Below are 16,467 nucleotides of genomic sequence, written 5' to 3'. Positions count from 1 at the left end.
AATCCGCTCTCGGTGGATCCGGCACTGGTTATTGCCGAGCGCGAGGATGACTTTGAGAACGGGTTGACTGTGTTAACCCACCTGACGGATGGGGCAGTGCATCTTTGTACCTCCAGTAATGCCAGCTTTAAAAGTGAAGTTCCAACCGGCGTCCAGGTTCACAGCTTCTCAGGGCCTCACCCCGCCGGGCTTGCCGGCACCCATATACACTTGATCGATCCGGTGAGTGATCACAAGACAGTATGGACAGTGAGTTATCAGGATGTGTTGGCCATAGGTGCACTGTTTACCACAGGCCAGATTGATACCCGCAGAGTCATATCGCTGGCAGGACCCCAGGTTGCCAGGCCTCGGCTGATTCGCACCAGGTTGGGTGCCAACCTTTCCGAGTTGACTGTCGGGGAGTTGAAGGATGGTCAGAATCGCCTGATTTCCGGGTCGATTCTCTCTGGCAGGGCTGCAAGTGGTCCTTTTGATTTCCTGGGTCGTTACCATACCCAGGTGACAATTTTGCTGGAAGGCCGCCAGCGAGAGTTTTTTCGTTATCTTTCGCCGGGCAGTCATCGGCACTCGGCGATGCCCATTTATCTGTCATCCCTGAATAAGAGCAAGAAGTTTGATTTTACGACCAATACCAATGGCAGTGAGCGGGCGATGGTGCCGCTGGGTAACTATGAGAAAGTGATGCCTTTGGATATATTGCCCACCCAGTTATTGCGGGCACTGATCGTTGGTGATACCGAGACTGCACAGAAGTTGGGTTGCCTGGAGTTGGATGAAGAAGACTTGGCACTTTGTACCTATGTCTGTGTTGGCAAGTATGAGTACGGTCCGATTCTTCGGGATAATCTGGCCCGCATTGAGAAGGAGGGCTGATAATGAAAGTATTGCGCAGTTATCTCGACAAAATTGAGCCCCACTTCGAGCATGGTGGCAAGTTGCACAAGTTTTACGCGCTCTATGAAGCGGTAGACACGATCTTCTATTCCCCGGGAACCGTGACCAAGAATGGTTCCCACATACGCGATGGCATTGATCTCAAGCGTGTCATGATTACCGTCTGGCTGGCAGCATTTCCGGCCATGTTCTACGGCATGTACAACCTTGGTTTTCAGGCCAATACGATTTTGGCCGGTATGGGTGCCACATCCATTGAAGGTTGGCGAGGCCCGTTGATTGCCCTGTTTGCCGGCCATGATCCGAACAGCATCTGGGACTGCTTTTGGTATGGTGCCGTCTATTTTGTCCCCATTTATGTGGTGACATTTGTCGTGGGTGGCTTCTGGGAAGTCATGTTCGCAACCGTTCGGGGTCATGAAATCAACGAAGGATTTTTTGTCACCTCAATTCTTTTTGCCCTCATCTGTCCACCCGATATGCCACTGTGGATGGTTGCCCTGGGTATCAGTTTCGGTGTGGTGATCGGCAAAGAGGTCTTCGGTGGTACCGGTAAAAACTTCCTCAACCCCGCTCTCACCGGTCGAGCCTTTCTTTATTTTGCCTATCCTGCCGAAATGTCCGGTGATGGGGTATGGACCGCTGTTGACGGCTTTACCGGTGCCACGGCGCTGTCTATTGCCGCCAGTGAGGGTATGGCGACATTGCAGAATCAGATAACCTGGCTGGATGCTTTTTTGGGTAACTTGCATGGTTCGGTCGGTGAGGTCTCCACTCTCGCTATCTTCATCGGGGGCGCCCTGTTGCTGATTACCAAAATTGCTTCGTGGCGCATCGTTGCTGGTGTGATGATCGGTATGATTGCCTTGTCTACCCTGTTTAATTTTATCGGTTCTGAAACAAATCCCATGTTCGCCATGCCCTGGTACTGGCATATGGTGGTAGGTGGGTTTGCCTTTGGCATGATATTTATGGCCACCGAGCCTGTTTCTGCTTCAATGACGAACACCGGCAAGGTTTGGTATGGCGTGTTGATTGGTGTGATGGCGGTTCTGATTCGTGTTGTGAATCCGGCTTTTCCGGAAGGAATCATGCTGGCGATTCTCTTCGCCAATCTTTTCGCGCCGCTGATCGACCACTTTGTGGTGCAATCCAATATCAAAAGGAGACTTGCACGTGGCTAGTAATGAGCGGATAAGTAAAGTTCTGACAGTTGCTGTCACGTTGTGTCTGGTCTGTTCTGTGGTAGTGTCATCGGCCGCAGTGCTGTTGCGCGATGCCCAGCAGGTCAATAAGGCGCTGGACAAGAAATCCAATATTCTTTCTGCTGCCGGATTGCTTCAACCTGGTATGGGTATCGAGGAGCAGTTCAAAAAAATCGAGGTCAAGGTGGTGGATATCGACACGGGCAAGTTTACTGATGTCGTTTCTCCAGATACTTATGATCAGCGCAAGGCAGCGAAAAATCCGGCACTGTCAGTGGGTCTTTCCAAAGAGGAAGACGTGGCCGGTATTTCCCGCCGCGCAAAATATGCTGTCGTGTATTTGGTACGCGATGGTGATGACATTGAAAAAGTAGTGCTACCCGTCAGGGGACCGGGTCTCTGGTCAACGCTCTATGGCTTTATTGCCATTGAGAGTGATCTCAATACCGTCGCCGGTCTGGGTTTTTATGAGCATGCCGAGACACCGGGTCTGGGTGGCGAAGTTGATAACCCGCTGTGGAAAAAAAATTGGCCGGGCAAACAGATTTATGGGAATAGCCGGGAGGTAGAACTGACTGTCATCAAAGGTGCTGTCGATAAAACCCGGCCAGAAGCGATTCATCAGGTCGATGGCCTGTCCGGTGCTACGCTGACAACACGTGGCGTTGATAATCTCATTCAATTCTGGATGGGTGAAAATGGCTTCGGTAAATTTCTCTCCAACCTGAAAGCCGGGGAGGCGTAATCACTATGAAAATCAAAGACATCATTATCAAACCTATTTTTGATAACAATCCTATTGCCCTGCAAATACTGGGTATATGTTCTGCCCTTGCCGTCACATCCAGTATGAAAGTATCGCTGGTCATGTGCGTTGCACTCACGGTGGTGGTGGCATTTTCTAACCTGTTTGTGTCAATGCTCAGGCATCATATTCCCGGAAGCATTCGGATCATTGTGCAGATGACTATTATTGCTTCGCTGGTTATTGTGGTGGATCAGATCATCAAGGCAGTGGCTTACGATATCAGTAAACAATTGTCGGTATTTGTGGGGTTGATCATCACCAATTGCATCGTGATGGGGCGTGCAGAAGCCTTTGCCATGAAAAACCCGCCGATTCCCAGTTTTCTGGACGGTATCGGCAATGGTCTTGGCTACAGCATGATTCTGATTGTCGTGGCCTTCTTCCGCGAACTGTTCGGTACCGGGAAATTGATGGGTATGGAAATCATGGCTGCCACCAATGTCGGTGGCTGGTACGTGCCAAATGGCCTGATGCTTCTGCCTCCAAGCGCTTTTTTCATTATCGGTCTTATTATCTGGGCAATTCGCAGCAGGAAAAAAGATCAGGTTGAAGCGGCAGATTTTACAATTTCGGCCAATAGCGGCACCAAGGAGGCGATGTAATGGAACATTATCTGGGTCTTCTGATACGGGCGATATTTATCGAGAACATGGCTCTGGCCTTCTTTCTCGGGATGTGTACCTTTATCGCCATTTCGAAAAAAGTCGAAGCCGCTCTCGGGCTTGGAATCGCTGTCATTGTTGTGTTGACCATTACGGTGCCCGTCAACAATATCATCTATACAGCTTTTCTGGCTGAAGGTGCGCTTGCCTGGACGGGTGTTGAGGCGTTGGCCAATGTGGATCTGAGCTTCCTGGGTTTGCTGAGCTATATCGGGGTGATTGCCGCCATTGTCCAGATAATGGAGATGTTTCTCGACAAATATGTCCCGGCTCTCTACAACGCACTGGGTGTTTTTCTGCCATTGATTACAGTGAACTGTGCCATTTTGGGTGCTGCATTATTTATGGTGGAGCGCGACTACAATCTGGCTGAAAGTGCTGTATACGGATTCGGTGCGGGTACCGGCTGGGCACTTGCTATCGTGGCCCTGGCGGGTATTCGTGAAAAGCTCAAATACAGCGATGTACCGGAAGGTCTCCGTGGCCTTGGTATTACATTTATTACAGTTGGTCTGATGTCGTTGGGCTTTATGTCCTTCGGCGGCATATCCCTGTAATCGGTGAAGAGAGGATAGGTAATGAATCTGGAAATCATACTCGGCGTCGTCATGTTTACCGTTGTCGTACTGGCACTGGTAGTTTTCATTCTGGCAGCCAGATCACGGCTGGTCAGTTCAGGTGATGTGACCATTGATATCAATGGCGAGAAGAAAATCACTGTTTCCGCCGGTGATAAACTTTTACAAACTCTCTCCAATGCGGGGCTTTTCCTGCCCTCCGCTTGCGGCGGTGGTGGCACCTGCGCCCAGTGCAAGTGCATCGTTCTCGAGGGTGGCGGTGCTATGTTGCCCACAGAGGAATCCCACTTCACTCGCCGTGAAGCCAAGGAGGGCTGGCGCCTTTCCTGCCAGACACCCGTAAAACAGGACATGCGTGTTGAAGTGCCCGAGGATGTTTTTGGGGTTAAACAGTGGGAGTGTACAGTCGTAAGCAATCCGAATTTGGCTACTTTTATCAAGGAACTGACTTTGCGTCTGCCTGAGGGTGAAAACGTCAACTTCCGTGCGGGAGGTTATGTTCAGCTTGAATGTCCTCCTCACCATGTCAAATACAAGGATTTTGATATTGAGCCAGAATATCGCGCAGATTGGGAGCGCTTTGGATTTTTTGATCTTGAGTCAAAAGTCGACGAAACCGTTATCCGCGCCTATTCCATGGCCAATTACCCTGAAGAAAGGGGCATAGTAAAGTTCAATATACGCTGTGCGACACCGCCCCCCGGTTCCAAGGGGATTCCCCCGGGACAAATGTCCTCTTATACCTTTAGCCTTAAACCCGGGGATACCATTAAAGTTTACGGACCATTCGGCGAATTCTTTGCCAAGGATACCAATGCGGAAATGGTGTTTGTTGGCGGTGGTGCCGGTATGGCGCCCATGCGTTCACATATCTTTGACCAGCTCCGTCGGATAAAAACAGATCGCAAGATGACCTTCTGGTATGGCGCCCGCAGCTTAAAAGAATGTTTCTATAATGAAGAATATGATGAGCTTGCTGAGCAAAATCGAAATTTTGAATGGCATTTGGCTTTATCAGATCCTCAGCCCGAAGATAACTGGACAGGACTTAGGGGTTTTATTCACCAGGTGCTCTATGAGAACTATCTGAAGGACCATCCGGCACCGGAAGATTGTGAGTATTATATGTGTGGACCGCCGATGATGAATGCTGCGATGATTAAAATGTTGATTGATCTCGGTGTCGAGAAAGATAATATTTTTCTTGATGACTTTGGTGGTTAATGAGTTATTTCATCAAAAGATTAAAAATAAAAGCGGGGCCGAGAGCCTCGTTTTTATTTGTTGCTATAGTCGTCTGTCTGTTATCCGCATGCGAGCGACAGTCCCGGCAGCTGGTATTTGATGGTCTGACGATGGGGACGACCTATCAGGTCAAGTTGGTGTCGGCTGGTCGACCTGTCAGTGATGATCTTGGAGAAAGAATCCAATCGAGACTCGATAGTCTTAACCACACTTTTACAACCTACCAGCAGGATTCAGAGTTGATGCAGTTGAATCGCTCGCCCGTGAATCAGGTTTATACTGTCTCAATCGACATGTTGCGTGTTCTGGAAGCTGCTCAAACAGTTTATGAACTCACGTCGGGGGCATTTGATCCCACTGTTGGGCCATTGGTTAATCTATGGGGTTTTGGCCCGGATAACAGCGGTGATCAGATTCCTCTTGAGGAAGATATAACCGCCAGGCTGGAGTTCGTGGGTTTCAATAAATTGCATAGCAGCCCGGCTGGCAAGATTATAAAGCACAGCGAGATTACCCTGGATATGTCTGCCATTGCAAAAGGCTATGCAGTGGATGCGATTGCTGAATTATTGGAGCAGGAGGGTTTCAATAATTATCTGGTTGAAGTGGGCGGTGAGCTTCGTCTGGAAGGCCTGAAAGCGAACCAGGATCCCTGGCGTATTGCTATTGAAGCCCCTTCCCTTGAAAAGGGTTTAATTCAGCGAGTCCTGATTCCTGGAAATGCCGCAGTGGCCACATCCGGAGACTACCGTAATTATTTTGAAAAGGGCGGTAAGCGTTTTTCTCATACCATTGACCCCAGAACCGGGTATCCCATTGACCATCAGCTGGCCTCTGTTACCGTGATTGCTGAAACTGCAGTATTTGCAGATGCACTGGCAACCGGTTTTATGGTGATGGGGCCGGTTGCCAGCCTTAAAGTAGCTGAAGAAAATAACCTGGCGATTTATTTGTTGGTAAGGGAAGGGGATGTTTTTAAAGGCCATTACTCTTCTGCGTTCGCCCCCTATCTGTCGGGAGACTGATGATGTTGGAGTTTATACTGGTATTTATTGTGCTGTTACTGATTATTGCAGCCATGGCTGTTGGCGTGATGATGGGAAGAAAACCGTTAAAGGGTTCCTGTGGTGGTGTTGGAGCTGCATTGGGTGAGAAAAATTACAGTTGTGATGTCTGTGGCGATGACCCAAATAAATGCGATGAGATCAATCAAATCGATTCCGATAAGCTCGCCAATCGTGTCCGTGAAGGACAACACACTGACTTGGCCTACGATGCGACCAGATCATCCTAGGCGTCTGCTGATTCACTATCGAGGATCAAATTCGTAAAGGATTAACGAACAAAGTCAGTTGTTGTCCCGGTTTGAGATAACTTTTGGGATTCAACTTGTTCCAGCTGAGAATGTCCTCTATTTTAAGGTCAAACTTGCTGGCAATACGGTACAGGGAGTCACCCCGGCGAACCTGATAGTTTATCTTTTTCTCTGTAACGGTAGCGCCTGTTACGCGGGAGCTCCCTTTTTTTACATTAAGTAATTGTCCCGGCCTTAACGGTGTATTGATGTCGAGCTGACTCCATGTTGCGATATCCTGAATACTGACGTCATGCTGCCTGGCAATCTGCCAGAGAGTATCTCCGGTTTGCACTCGATATGAAAGCAGGGAGGCTGTTTCCGGGTGGTGATCGAGGCCAGTGCCGGGGATTTTCAGGCGTTGCCCGATTTTGAGTAAGTCTCCCTGCAGGTCATTCTGAATACGCAGCTGACCAATATTGACCCGATGTTCGGCAGCTATTTTTGATAGGGTGTCGCCGGATCTTACCTGGTACTCCTTGATCGGTGCCCACAGAGCCACAGGAGTATTGTCCAGGGCCACCTTGAATCCTGCTATGTTTTCTATTGGCAAAACTATTCGGTGGGGACCTTCGGGATGCGTCACCCAGCGGCTATAGCCGGCATTGAGTTTGTGCAGTGTGCTGCTATCGATACTGGCCAGTTCCGCTGCTTTGACCAGGTCGAGCTGTTCCGGTAAGTCGACGATATCAAAGTAGGGGGAATCCGGAATTGAAGGCAGCACGATGCCATGGGATTCGGGGTCTGCGATGACCCTGGATATCGCCAGCAGTTGTGGGATATAGGCCCTGGTTTCACGAGGCAGTTGCAGCGACCAGAAGTCCGTTGGTTTACCCTCTCGTTCGTTGCGTTCAATGGCTCTTCTGACGGTCCCCTCGCCACTGTTATAGGCTGCCAATGCCAGCAACCAGTCGCCCTCAAAATAGTTATTCAGGTATTTCAGATAGCTGATTGCCGCCTCGGTTGCCGCCAGGGGGTCACGACGTCCGTCGTACCACCAGTCCTGTTTTAGCCCGAAACGGTCGCCCGTCATGGGGATGAACTGCCAAAGTCCTGATGCATGGCTCCGGGAATAGGCAAAAGGGTCGTAGGCGCTTTCAACGACCGGTAACAGCGTCAACTCCAGAGGTAGTTCATTGCGTTCCAGTTCCGCGATAATGTGGTAGAGGTAGAGTTCGCCTCGGCCCATGACACGGTCAATATAAGTCTGGTTATTGCTGAACCAGGCGACCTGTTTAGCGATACGGGGGTCATCGTAGTGGCCCTGCAGGGTCATGCCCTCACGTAGTCGATGCCACAGATCTTCGGTTGAGCCTGTGCTAACTTTGACCGGCTCAATCTTGGCCGTGTTTTTTCTTGAGAAGATGAACCACCTTCTTTCCTGAGGTGCAGTGGAAACCTGTGTATTGAGTTTCTTGACTTTGCTGGTATGTGCGGAAGCGCTGTGTGGAGTGTTGTGGCTTGGCTGTTGTGCACAGCCGGACATTAAAGCAATAAAAACAATAAGATACGCTCGAAAAAAAATCTGCATGGTATTATGTTCTTTTTGCCCAAATACAGCTTATAGATTCTAATGGTCTGCGCCATTGAGATCAATTTATCTCTGGCGTTTCCGGGACGGGCGAAAATGCACTCAGCTGCGAATGCCTCGCTTGCCAGAGTGTCATTTCCCCTGGTGAAGTGATAAAAAAGACTAGAACTGATCTTTCCAGCGGCGAATGGTGGCGAACACCTCTTCATCCGTCCCCCCGGCAGGAAGACCCCTGGAGCTTGCCGCCAGCCTGACAGAATTTTGGCTTACACGCAGGAAAGGGTTGGTTGCCAGTTCTTCTGTCAACTGAGAAGGGACCGTGGCCTGTCCCTGGCTGCGCAGCAGAAGCACTTGTTTCAGCCGTTCCTGCAAGGCCTGGTTTTCGGGCTCCACAGCCTGGGCAAATAAAAGATTTGCCGTGGTGTATTCATGGGCGCAATAGATTTTTGTTTTCGATGGCAATGCCGCAAGCCTTGCTAGCGAGCACCACATTTGTTGAGGTGTCCCTTCAAACAGGCGGCCGCATCCACCTGCAAAGAGGGTGTCTCCACAAAATACCAATGGTGTTTCTGGCTCAAAAAAAGCAAGGTGATCCAGTGTGTGGCCGGGGACGTGAAGTACCTTAAAGCGTGTGCCATCGAGGACAACTTGGTCGCCATCATCCAGCCTATGTGTTATCTGGTATATGCCCGGTGGCCCATAGACTGGAACCCTCGTATGCTGGAGCAATGTATCGATGCCACCGACGTGATCCGGGTGGTGATGGGTAATCAGAATACCTGACAGGTCCAGATCAAGGCCTGTCAGTGCCTGCAAAACGGGTTCTGCTGCGCCAGGATCCACGACAAAGGCCTGCCGGCTGGCAGATTGATGAAATAGCCACAAATAGTTGTCTGAAAATGCAGGCAATCTGTGAACAACAAGAGACATGATAGGATCCAGTGGTTTTAAAAAGTGATCTTTCTCATAATAACCAACTTAGTCTTGATGGTGTAAACCGGGGATTAAAATGAAGCCACAAAACTGGTTGCTGTCCGCAAGAGGCTTTCTCGAACAGAGACATGCTGTCAGCCCTTTGGCTGAGTCGCAGGATTCGCTGGATAGGTGGTTTCAGTCCCGTTACGGTCAAGTATTACTTCACCGCGAAAGATTGGTGCTCGAACCTATGATGTCCGGATTGGCTGCACATCGCCTTATGTATCTTGGTGCCAGTTCCGAACGATTATTGACGGGTGACTTTAATCATTTACAAAGCTTTTCGATCGGTGCTTCATCATCGTTGCCAGGCAGTGCATCGGCAATCGCAGATTTTGATGCCTTGCCGTTGCCCTCGGAAACTATTGATACCGTGTTGCTGCATCATGCTCTGGAATTTTCTGCATACCCACATGAAGTACTCAATGAGGCAGCCAGAGTGTTGGTTCCCTGTGGTCATGTGGTGATTGCAGTGATGAACCCGCTAAGCCTCTTCGGTTTAAGCAAATGGGTTGCACGGTATTTCTCGCCCCATTCGATATGGTCTTACCACAGTCTCCGTTATGGTCGTCTGCTCGACTGGCTGCGATTGCTTAACTTGCAACCTATTCAGGCTATATCGGGATGCTTTGCCTGGCCGCTGCAACATCCGGATACCTTGGATCAAACAGGCCTTGTGGAAAGAATTGGCCAAAAAAGCAGGCTACCCTGGGGTGCTTTTTATATGGTGGTCGCCAGAAAGTATACTGCCCGCTTAACCTCGCTTAAGCCCGGGCTTTGGCCTGTAATCAGTCCCCCTGCTTTTCCGGCCACAAAGAAAAATGGCGCCATGAAAGAACCGTTCGATGGAGACCAGTAGTTGAAAGATATAGAGATTTTTACCGATGGTGCCTGCCGTGGAAATCCTGGCCCCGGAGGTTGGGGTGCACTGCTGCGGTATGGTCAACATGAGAAAACCCTCTACGGTGGCGCACTGGATACAACCAATAATCGTATGGAACTGACAGCTGCGATTGAGGGGCTAACCGCATTGAGGCACTCCTGCCGGGTCGTCCTGATTACTGACTCTGAATATGTGCGGCAGGGGATTACCCGTTGGCTGGCTAGCTGGAAGCAGCGAGGCTGGAAGACAGCGGCAAAAAAACCGGTGAAAAATATAGATCTCTGGCAGCAGCTGGATCAGCAGGTGGCGAGACATGAGGTTCAGTGGCATTGGGTAAAGGGCCACAGTGGTCACCGTGAAAACGAGATTGCAGATCAACTGGCAAATCGTGGTATCGATGAACTCTTATTAGGCCACAAAAAATAAATTGTACAGCAAACAGGACATCTCCATGCGACAGGTTGTACTCGATACAGAAACAACGGGATTGGAAACCAGTCAGGATCACCGGATTATCGAAATTGGCTGCGTTGAACTGATTAACCGCCGTCTCACTGGCCGGCATTATCACCAGTACATTAATCCTGAACGGGAAGTGGATGACGGTGCTATGGAGGTACACGGCATCAGCAATGAGTTTCTTGCCGATAAACCCCTGTTTTCTGCAATTGCCGAGCAGTTTTTGACTTTTGTCGAAGGTGCAGAGCTGGTGATTCATAACGCGCCTTTTGATGTAGGATTTATCGATCATGAATTCAGTAAGTTGGATGGTTTCGGCAAGGTGATGGATTACTGCACGGTTGTGGATACCCTTGTAATGGCCCGGCAGCGTCACCCCGGGCAGAAAAACAACCTGGATGCTCTCTGTAAACGTTATACCGTGGATAATTCCCAGCGTGATCTTCATGGTGCACTGCTGGATGCTGAGATCCTCGCAGATGTCTATCTGATGATGACGGGGGGGCAGGTGGACCTTGTTTTGGGTGGGCAGAGTCATACGACCGGTGATCTCGGTACTCAGGATATACGTCGGCTACCGACTGATCGGCCGAAGTTGCCCGTCATCAGGGCCACTGAGGATGAGATACTTGCACACGTCGACCAGCTAACCCGTATTCAGCAAGTCAGTGATGGTCAGTGTATCTGGCTGGCTGCTGCTGAGAATGCAGCTGAAAAATCCCGCTAGAGAAGATACATGACGCTGAGTAGTGCTACCCCCGACAGAACAATGGTGTAAGGCAATGCCATCAATACCATCCGTCCGTAGGATAAACGGATGAGAGGAGCCAGCGCCGAGGTAAGCAGAAACAGGAAAGCGCCTGCCCATTTGGGGTTGCGACACTGGGCAAGTTGGTGCCGGTGTTGATGGCGACAGTGAGTATGTCGAAATGCTCACGGCTGATTTGCCCGGCGTCAAAGACTCCTTTCACTTCGTTGATATAGACTGTCGCAACAAATACGTTATCACTGATCATGGAGAGCACACCGTTGGCCATAAAAAACATCACAGGCTGTATGCTCTGATCCATTGACAAAACAGTGTTAATAATCGGAGTGAAGAGGTGTTGTTCGTGAATCACCGCGACAATGGCAAAAAACACCACCAGTAGGGCAGTAAAGGGGAGGGCTTCCTGAAAGGCATGTCCAATTTGGTGCTCCTCGGTAACACCATTGAAAGCCGTCAGCAAAACGATCACGGTTAGTCCTACCAAGCCAACCGCGGCCAGATGCAATGCCAGTCCCAGTATTAGAAAAATTGCCACCAGTGCCTGAATAATCAGCGTTGCGCGCAGTTTATTGTTCATCTTTCCGGATTCTTGCCGGTTGGACTCAATGAGAACAATGCGAACATTTTCGGGCAGGTTTTCCCCATAACCAAACCAGCGGGTTTTTTCCAGCAGGATGCAAGTGAGCAAGCCAAAGCATAATACCGGCATCGTGACTGGGGCCATCACCAGAAAAAACGCGATAAAATCCCAGCCGGCTTTTTCGGCTATCAGCAAATTTTGTGGTTGCCCCGCTAGGGTAGTCACCCCACCGAGTGCAGTACCCACAATACCGTGCATGATCAGACTGCGCAGAAATCCTCTGAAACCCTCAAGATCGTCACGATTGTACTCGAGGACTGTTAGGTCGCTGGAATGGTCATGCTCGTGCTGAATTTCTTTGCCCGATGCCACTTTGTGGTATACGGAATAAAAGCCAACGGCGACACTGATCAAAACAGCGGTAACGGTAAGGGCGTCAAGAAATGCAGACAGAAAGGCCCCGGCGATGCAAAAAAGCAGAGACAGTATTATTTTTGAACGGACACCAATAAGAATCTTTGTAAATGTGAACAGGAGTAAATCCCGCATAAAGTAGATGCCTGCTACCATGAACATTAACAGCAGAATGACTTCGAAATTGCCGAGTGCTTCCTGGTAGACCGTTTCCGGTGTTGTCAGGCCAAGGATGACGGCCTCAATCGCAAGTAAACCACCCGGTTGAAGTGGGTAACACTTCAGGGCCATCGCCAGGGTGAAAATAAACTCGACAATCAGCAACCAGCCTGTAATAAACGGACCGAGTGTAATAACGAAAAGTGGGTTTAGAACCAGAAAAGCAACAATGGTAAGTTTGTATCAGTCAGGAGAGTTGCCCAAAAAATTTTTGGTAAATGCCTGATAAATTGGTTGAGACATGTGGTAGCCCTTAATTTTTTAGTCTGTCGAGCGAGGCTGAAACCACTGTGACTAATAATGTTATTATCGGCGTCGTCAGGTGGTTGCGAACGTTATACCCGAGATCCAACGTTTACAATAGTCGCTTATGTGAAATAGGTATTTGATGATATGTATCAAATAAATACACAGGCAATAAAGCTGGTCAGAGAAGAGCTGGACAAAGAAGTTGGTCTTCTGCTCGATCTCCTCGGGCAGCCAGTTGAATCTATTGGCTGGTCTGAATGTCGCGAGGGTTTGTCACAGCTTCACGGGGTATTTTCGCTGCTGGAAGTGGTTGGTGGAGAAATGCTGGTGGGTGAAATACAGGAGACCCTGAAAAAAGCGGAGGTCGGTCCCCTGGATGAAATGGTGATTGACGCTGTCAGACACTCACTGGAACTGATGCCTGGCTATGTTAATCAGCTGCAAATGCAGGGTAAAGACAGCTCCCTGTTTCTGTTGCCAGAGATCAATCAGTTGCGGGCAATTTGCAAACAGTCACCACTCAATGAATACCAGCTTTTGAACGGCTTGATACCCGACGTGCCTATGGTCTCTTCAGTGGCGGCCAGGGATCACGACTCAATCGAGGCGATTCGAGTTGCCCGGCATCTTTATCAGCAGGGTTTGGCCCATGTCCTCAAAGGCGCTGCACGTCCTGCTGCCATTAAAGTGATGGCCCACGGTATACAGCGTCTGCGCAATGCGCTCAGTGACGAAAAAGAAGTTATTTACTGGGCTCTGGTATTTGACGTATTGAGTGCGCTTTATCGTGGTGCGCTGGGTTTTGAGCAAAGCCGTATGCGCAATCTAATGGCTGTGGAGCGGCAGCTGCGAATGCTGGCTGAAGATGCGCCGGTGGAAAAAAGTTATCCGATCCCACTGCAACAGAATATGTTGGCTAATTTTCTTCTGTCGGGTATGGATACCGAAGGTTCGGCCAAGCTGGCTGCCCGGCTTGGCATTTCTCCGCTGGGTTTTACAGCGGCTGATATCTGTAATGCGCGGGCGATGTTCATTGAGGATGGCAGTGAATCTTTTGTTGGGCGGCTTGCAGTGATTGGTGCCAAGATCGAACAACTGCGAGCTATGCTGGATGAGCAAGTGTTAGGGACTGGTGGCGGAAATACCCCTTTCGAAGAAGTCGGCGCGCTCTTTGCCTCGCTGTCGGAAGAGTTGAAAAACTGTGAATTAAGGTTGGCTGAAGAGCGTTGTTCCCAGCATGCTTCTGCTCTAGGGGACTTGATGGGTAATTCACTGCCCGCAGGTGTCATTGAGGAGATGGCGGATACCCTGTTGTATCTCGACTCCATTATTCTGGAATTACAGTCGAGGCCTCATTCCGGAAGTGAACGCGCACTAATTAATACCTTGAGTATCAAAGAAGTTGTTGAGGAAAATATTATCAGCCATGCACAGCGGCGGGTATTGCAGGAAGCCTCAAACCACCTCGCTGCAATCATGCAGCTTACCTCTGATTATTGTGACGGGATTGCCGGTGACGAGCTGGCCAAACCGTTAGCTGACAACTTCAAGATGGTGTTTGGTGCGGTCCGGATACTGGGTCTGACCCGCGCTGAAAAAGTTGCCGTTCGCTGTCTCAATATTATCAACCACAGTCTGAATTCGGACGGCCAATTGTCATTGGCATCGATAATAGATGTCTTTGCAGATGCCGTGGTGAGTCTAGATTACTATCTGGATAACCGTCGCTGGAATCCCGGCTTTGACGATAGTGTTCTCAGTGTGGCAGAGGAGTGCCTTGATAAACTGGAAAGCTAGCGCATGATCCCGCCATCTTCAGGGAAACAGTAGCCAATGCCCGATTATCACATCGCGCCCAATCCAGGCACTGCCAATGGTCATTGCCCGCAACCCTGTTTTCTGGCGGTCAGAGGACAGCAAATACTCTGGCAGACAAATTCGGATTGCAGCATCCTGCTTGATGGCACTGGACTCAAGATCGCAGGTTGCCCGGTGCTCCCGCTTGGATTGTTTCAGGGTAAGTCCTGTTTTGCGGCAGACCTGACGAATGTTCAGGTGCTACCGGCGGGAACTGAATGGCGTGACCTCCGATCGTTACTGCAGGTTCTCTCCGCTGACTTGTTCAATCTGGCAGGGCGTGCCTGCCAAGTAGCTCAATGGGATCGTCAGCATCGCTATTGTGGCTTTTGTGGCCGTGTAACCGCGATTTCCTCGGATGACCGGTCCCGGCATTGCAGTGATTGTCGGCAGTTTTTCTATCCCAGAATATCACCCTGTGTCATTGTTCTGATAACGCGGGGAGATCATTGCCTGTTGGCCAGCAGTGCGCGTCACCAGGGGAAATTTTACAGCGCCCTCGCGGGCTTTATTGAGCCGGGGGAATCGGCTGAGCAAACTCTCCACCGTGAAGTAATGGAGGAGGTGGGCATTCAGGTTGCTAATCTACGTTATTTCGGTACGCAACCCTGGCCATTTCCAGGGCAATTGATGATCGGGTTCCATGCTGACTATCACTCCGGTGATATTCAGGTGGATGGCATCGAAATCACCGAAGCTGACTGGTGGCGCTTTGATCGTTTGCCGCCCTGCCCGGATTCACGAACTCTCTCGGGCCAACTGATCCAACATTTTGTCGATCGGTGCCAGGGAGCATGTCCACCCCTATGACTGTTTCCACGATAGTGCCAATCATCGCGGGTATGCTTTTTCTCCTGCTGGCGTTGAAATTGTTGTTGAGCGGGGGGATGCTCAAGGCAATTGTACGAGCCATACTGGCATTGTTGCTTCTCGCAATCAGCGCGGTGTTTTTTCTCGGCGGCTATGATTTGTTGACCTACCGGCAACTGCTGGTGGAGCAGCCAGTGGCGACACTGCAGTTTGTCAAGTTGTCACCGCAGAGCTACCGTGTATTGCTTGTTCAGGCTGATGGACAGCAACACCACCTTCATCTGGTGGGAGACCAGTGGCAACTGGATGCAAGAACTTTGCGTTGGCACTCGCCATTGAACAGCATTGGTTTTAAACCCCAGTATCGGCTGGAGAGGATCAATGGTCGTTATGTCGATGTTCTTGAACAGCGACACAGCGAGCAGTCGGTATACCCGTTGCAAACCAACCCCTATGGTTTTGATACCTGGCAGGCGCTCGGGCGAATATCCTGGTTGAGCGAGTGGGTGAGCGTCCAGCAGGGCACGGCTACCTATCAGCCTATGGCTGACGGTGCGGTCTATCAAGTGACTCTGGCCTATGGCGGTCTATTTGCTCGCCCTGTGAACAGTGAAGCAAAGCAGGCGGTATCGGGTTGGCGTTAATCATTGCCTCTGCATGAGTGTTATTTTTAATCAACAGAGAATAAGGGAGTCGTACATTGGATTTTTTACTGGAATATGGACTTTTTCTGGCCAAAGTCGTCACTATCGCAGTGTCTCTAGTTCTCGTGATAGGACTGGTCATCAATCTCGGTAGTCGCATTCGCAGGCATGAAGGTGTTCTGGAGGTTGAGAAAATTAACGACACCATTGAGCAGATGGCGAGTGCGGTACAGTCTGCCATGCTCAGTACGGCCGAACGAAAAAACTGGCAAAACAGAAAAAGCGGGATATGAAAAAGCGCCTCAGGAAAGACTCTGGAAAGGCTCGG

17 protein-coding genes and 1 pseudogene are annotated in these 16,467 nt (G+C 50.0%); 15 read left to right on the top strand and 3 right to left on the bottom strand.

Annotated elements, in window-relative coordinates:
- The 8 genes from nqrA to nqrM form a co-directional block, all read left to right on the top strand.
- Nucleotides 1-876 (top strand): NADH:ubiquinone reductase (Na(+)-transporting) subunit A (gene nqrA, locus ACTF5G_RS08060; RefSeq protein WP_438952308.1); only part of this gene is annotated, 876 nt, incomplete at its 5' end.
- Between the two features lie 2 nt (nucleotides 877-878).
- Nucleotides 879-2,081 (top strand): NADH:ubiquinone reductase (Na(+)-transporting) subunit B, encoded by a 1,203-nt coding sequence (locus tag ACTF5G_RS08055; protein ID WP_438952307.1) that lies wholly within the window; start codon nucleotides 879-881, stop codon nucleotides 2,079-2,081.
- Nucleotides 2,074-2,847, top strand: a complete 774-nt coding sequence (locus tag ACTF5G_RS08050) for a Na(+)-translocating NADH-quinone reductase subunit C (protein WP_438952306.1) — start codon at nucleotides 2,074-2,076, stop codon at nucleotides 2,845-2,847. The genes ACTF5G_RS08055 and ACTF5G_RS08050 overlap by 8 nt, the downstream gene beginning before the upstream one ends.
- A 5-nt stretch (nucleotides 2,848-2,852) precedes the next feature.
- Nucleotides 2,853-3,512: an NADH:ubiquinone reductase (Na(+)-transporting) subunit D gene (locus tag ACTF5G_RS08045; RefSeq protein ID WP_438952305.1), complete on the top strand. Its 660-nt coding sequence runs from the start codon at nucleotides 2,853-2,855 to the stop codon at nucleotides 3,510-3,512.
- Nucleotides 3,512-4,129 (top strand): NADH:ubiquinone reductase (Na(+)-transporting) subunit E, encoded by a 618-nt coding sequence (gene nqrE / locus ACTF5G_RS08040; protein WP_438952304.1) that lies wholly within the window; start codon nucleotides 3,512-3,514, stop codon nucleotides 4,127-4,129. The genes ACTF5G_RS08045 and nqrE overlap by 1 nt, the downstream gene beginning before the upstream one ends.
- A gap of 21 nt (nucleotides 4,130-4,150) precedes the next feature.
- Nucleotides 4,151-5,374, top strand: a complete 1,224-nt coding sequence (gene nqrF / locus ACTF5G_RS08035; RefSeq protein WP_438952303.1) for an NADH:ubiquinone reductase (Na(+)-transporting) subunit F — start codon at nucleotides 4,151-4,153, stop codon at nucleotides 5,372-5,374.
- On the top strand, nucleotides 5,374-6,420 hold the full coding sequence (locus ACTF5G_RS08030) for an FAD:protein FMN transferase (protein WP_438952302.1): 1,047 nt from the start codon (nucleotides 5,374-5,376) through the stop codon (nucleotides 6,418-6,420). Before nqrF ends, ACTF5G_RS08030 begins: the two co-directional genes overlap by 1 nt.
- Nucleotides 6,420-6,689 carry a (Na+)-NQR maturation NqrM gene (nqrM, locus tag ACTF5G_RS08025; RefSeq protein ID WP_438952301.1) on the top strand — a complete coding sequence of 90 codons (270 nt, stop codon included), beginning with the start codon at nucleotides 6,420-6,422 and terminating at the stop codon, nucleotides 6,687-6,689. The genes ACTF5G_RS08030 and nqrM overlap by 1 nt, the downstream gene beginning before the upstream one ends.
- 25 nt (nucleotides 6,690-6,714) lie before the next feature.
- Here the strand turns inward: nqrM and ACTF5G_RS08020 are convergent, their stop codons facing one another.
- The gene (locus tag ACTF5G_RS08020) at nucleotides 6,715-8,025 is read right to left on the bottom strand and encodes a LysM peptidoglycan-binding domain-containing protein (RefSeq protein ID WP_438952300.1); all 1,311 of its coding nucleotides are present in this window, start codon (nucleotides 8,023-8,025) and stop codon (nucleotides 6,715-6,717) included.
- A 417-nt stretch (nucleotides 8,026-8,442) separates the two neighbouring features.
- The gene (gloB, locus tag ACTF5G_RS08015; protein ID WP_438952299.1) at nucleotides 8,443-9,210 is read right to left on the bottom strand and encodes a hydroxyacylglutathione hydrolase; all 768 of its coding nucleotides are present in this window, start codon (nucleotides 9,208-9,210) and stop codon (nucleotides 8,443-8,445) included.
- 79 nt (nucleotides 9,211-9,289) lie between these two features.
- Here gloB and ACTF5G_RS08010 point away from each other — a divergent pair, with 79 nt between their 5' ends.
- Genes ACTF5G_RS08010 through dnaQ form a run of 3 tightly spaced genes read left to right on the top strand, consistent with a single transcriptional unit; the run spans nucleotide 9,290 to nucleotide 11,324 of the window.
- Nucleotides 9,290-10,114, top strand: coding sequence for a class I SAM-dependent methyltransferase (locus tag ACTF5G_RS08010; protein WP_438952298.1), 825 nt, complete (start codon nucleotides 9,290-9,292; stop codon nucleotides 10,112-10,114).
- Nucleotides 10,115-10,564, top strand: a complete 450-nt coding sequence (gene rnhA / locus ACTF5G_RS08005; protein ID WP_438952297.1) for a ribonuclease HI — start codon at nucleotides 10,115-10,117, stop codon at nucleotides 10,562-10,564.
- A 25-nt stretch (nucleotides 10,565-10,589) separates the two neighbouring features.
- Nucleotides 10,590-11,324 (top strand): DNA polymerase III subunit epsilon, encoded by a 735-nt coding sequence (gene dnaQ, locus ACTF5G_RS08000; RefSeq protein WP_438952296.1) that lies wholly within the window; start codon nucleotides 10,590-10,592, stop codon nucleotides 11,322-11,324.
- Here dnaQ and nhaB read toward each other — a convergent pair.
- Nucleotides 11,321-12,714 (bottom strand): annotated as a pseudogene (gene nhaB / locus ACTF5G_RS07995) (sodium/proton antiporter NhaB). The gene dnaQ and the pseudogene nhaB overlap by 4 nt on opposite strands.
- 258 nt (nucleotides 12,715-12,972) lie before the next feature.
- On the opposite strand from nhaB, the gene ACTF5G_RS07990 reads away from it, so the two are divergent.
- From ACTF5G_RS07990 to ACTF5G_RS07975, 4 genes are read left to right on the top strand one after another with little or no spacing between them, the layout of a single operon-like run.
- Nucleotides 12,973-14,625 carry a hypothetical protein gene (locus tag ACTF5G_RS07990; RefSeq protein WP_438952295.1) on the top strand — a complete coding sequence of 551 codons (1,653 nt, stop codon included), beginning with the start codon at nucleotides 12,973-12,975 and terminating at the stop codon, nucleotides 14,623-14,625.
- Nucleotides 14,626-14,661: 36 nt separating this feature from the next.
- Nucleotides 14,662-15,495 (top strand): NAD(+) diphosphatase, encoded by an 834-nt coding sequence (nudC, locus tag ACTF5G_RS07985; RefSeq protein ID WP_438952294.1) that lies wholly within the window; start codon nucleotides 14,662-14,664, stop codon nucleotides 15,493-15,495.
- Nucleotides 15,492-16,139, top strand: a complete 648-nt coding sequence (locus tag ACTF5G_RS07980) for a cation/multidrug efflux pump (protein ID WP_438952293.1) — start codon at nucleotides 15,492-15,494, stop codon at nucleotides 16,137-16,139. The genes nudC and ACTF5G_RS07980 overlap by 4 nt, the downstream gene beginning before the upstream one ends.
- A 56-nt stretch (nucleotides 16,140-16,195) precedes the next feature.
- The gene (locus tag ACTF5G_RS07975) at nucleotides 16,196-16,432 is read left to right on the top strand and encodes a hypothetical protein (RefSeq protein ID WP_438952292.1); all 237 of its coding nucleotides are present in this window, start codon (nucleotides 16,196-16,198) and stop codon (nucleotides 16,430-16,432) included.
- Nucleotides 16,433-16,467: the final 35 nt, after the last annotated feature.

Source organism: Porticoccus sp. (assembly GCF_965660005.1).
Taxonomy (GTDB): Bacteria; Pseudomonadota; Gammaproteobacteria; order Pseudomonadales; family Porticoccaceae; genus Porticoccus.
This window is presented reverse-complemented; position numbering and strand designations above follow the sequence as displayed.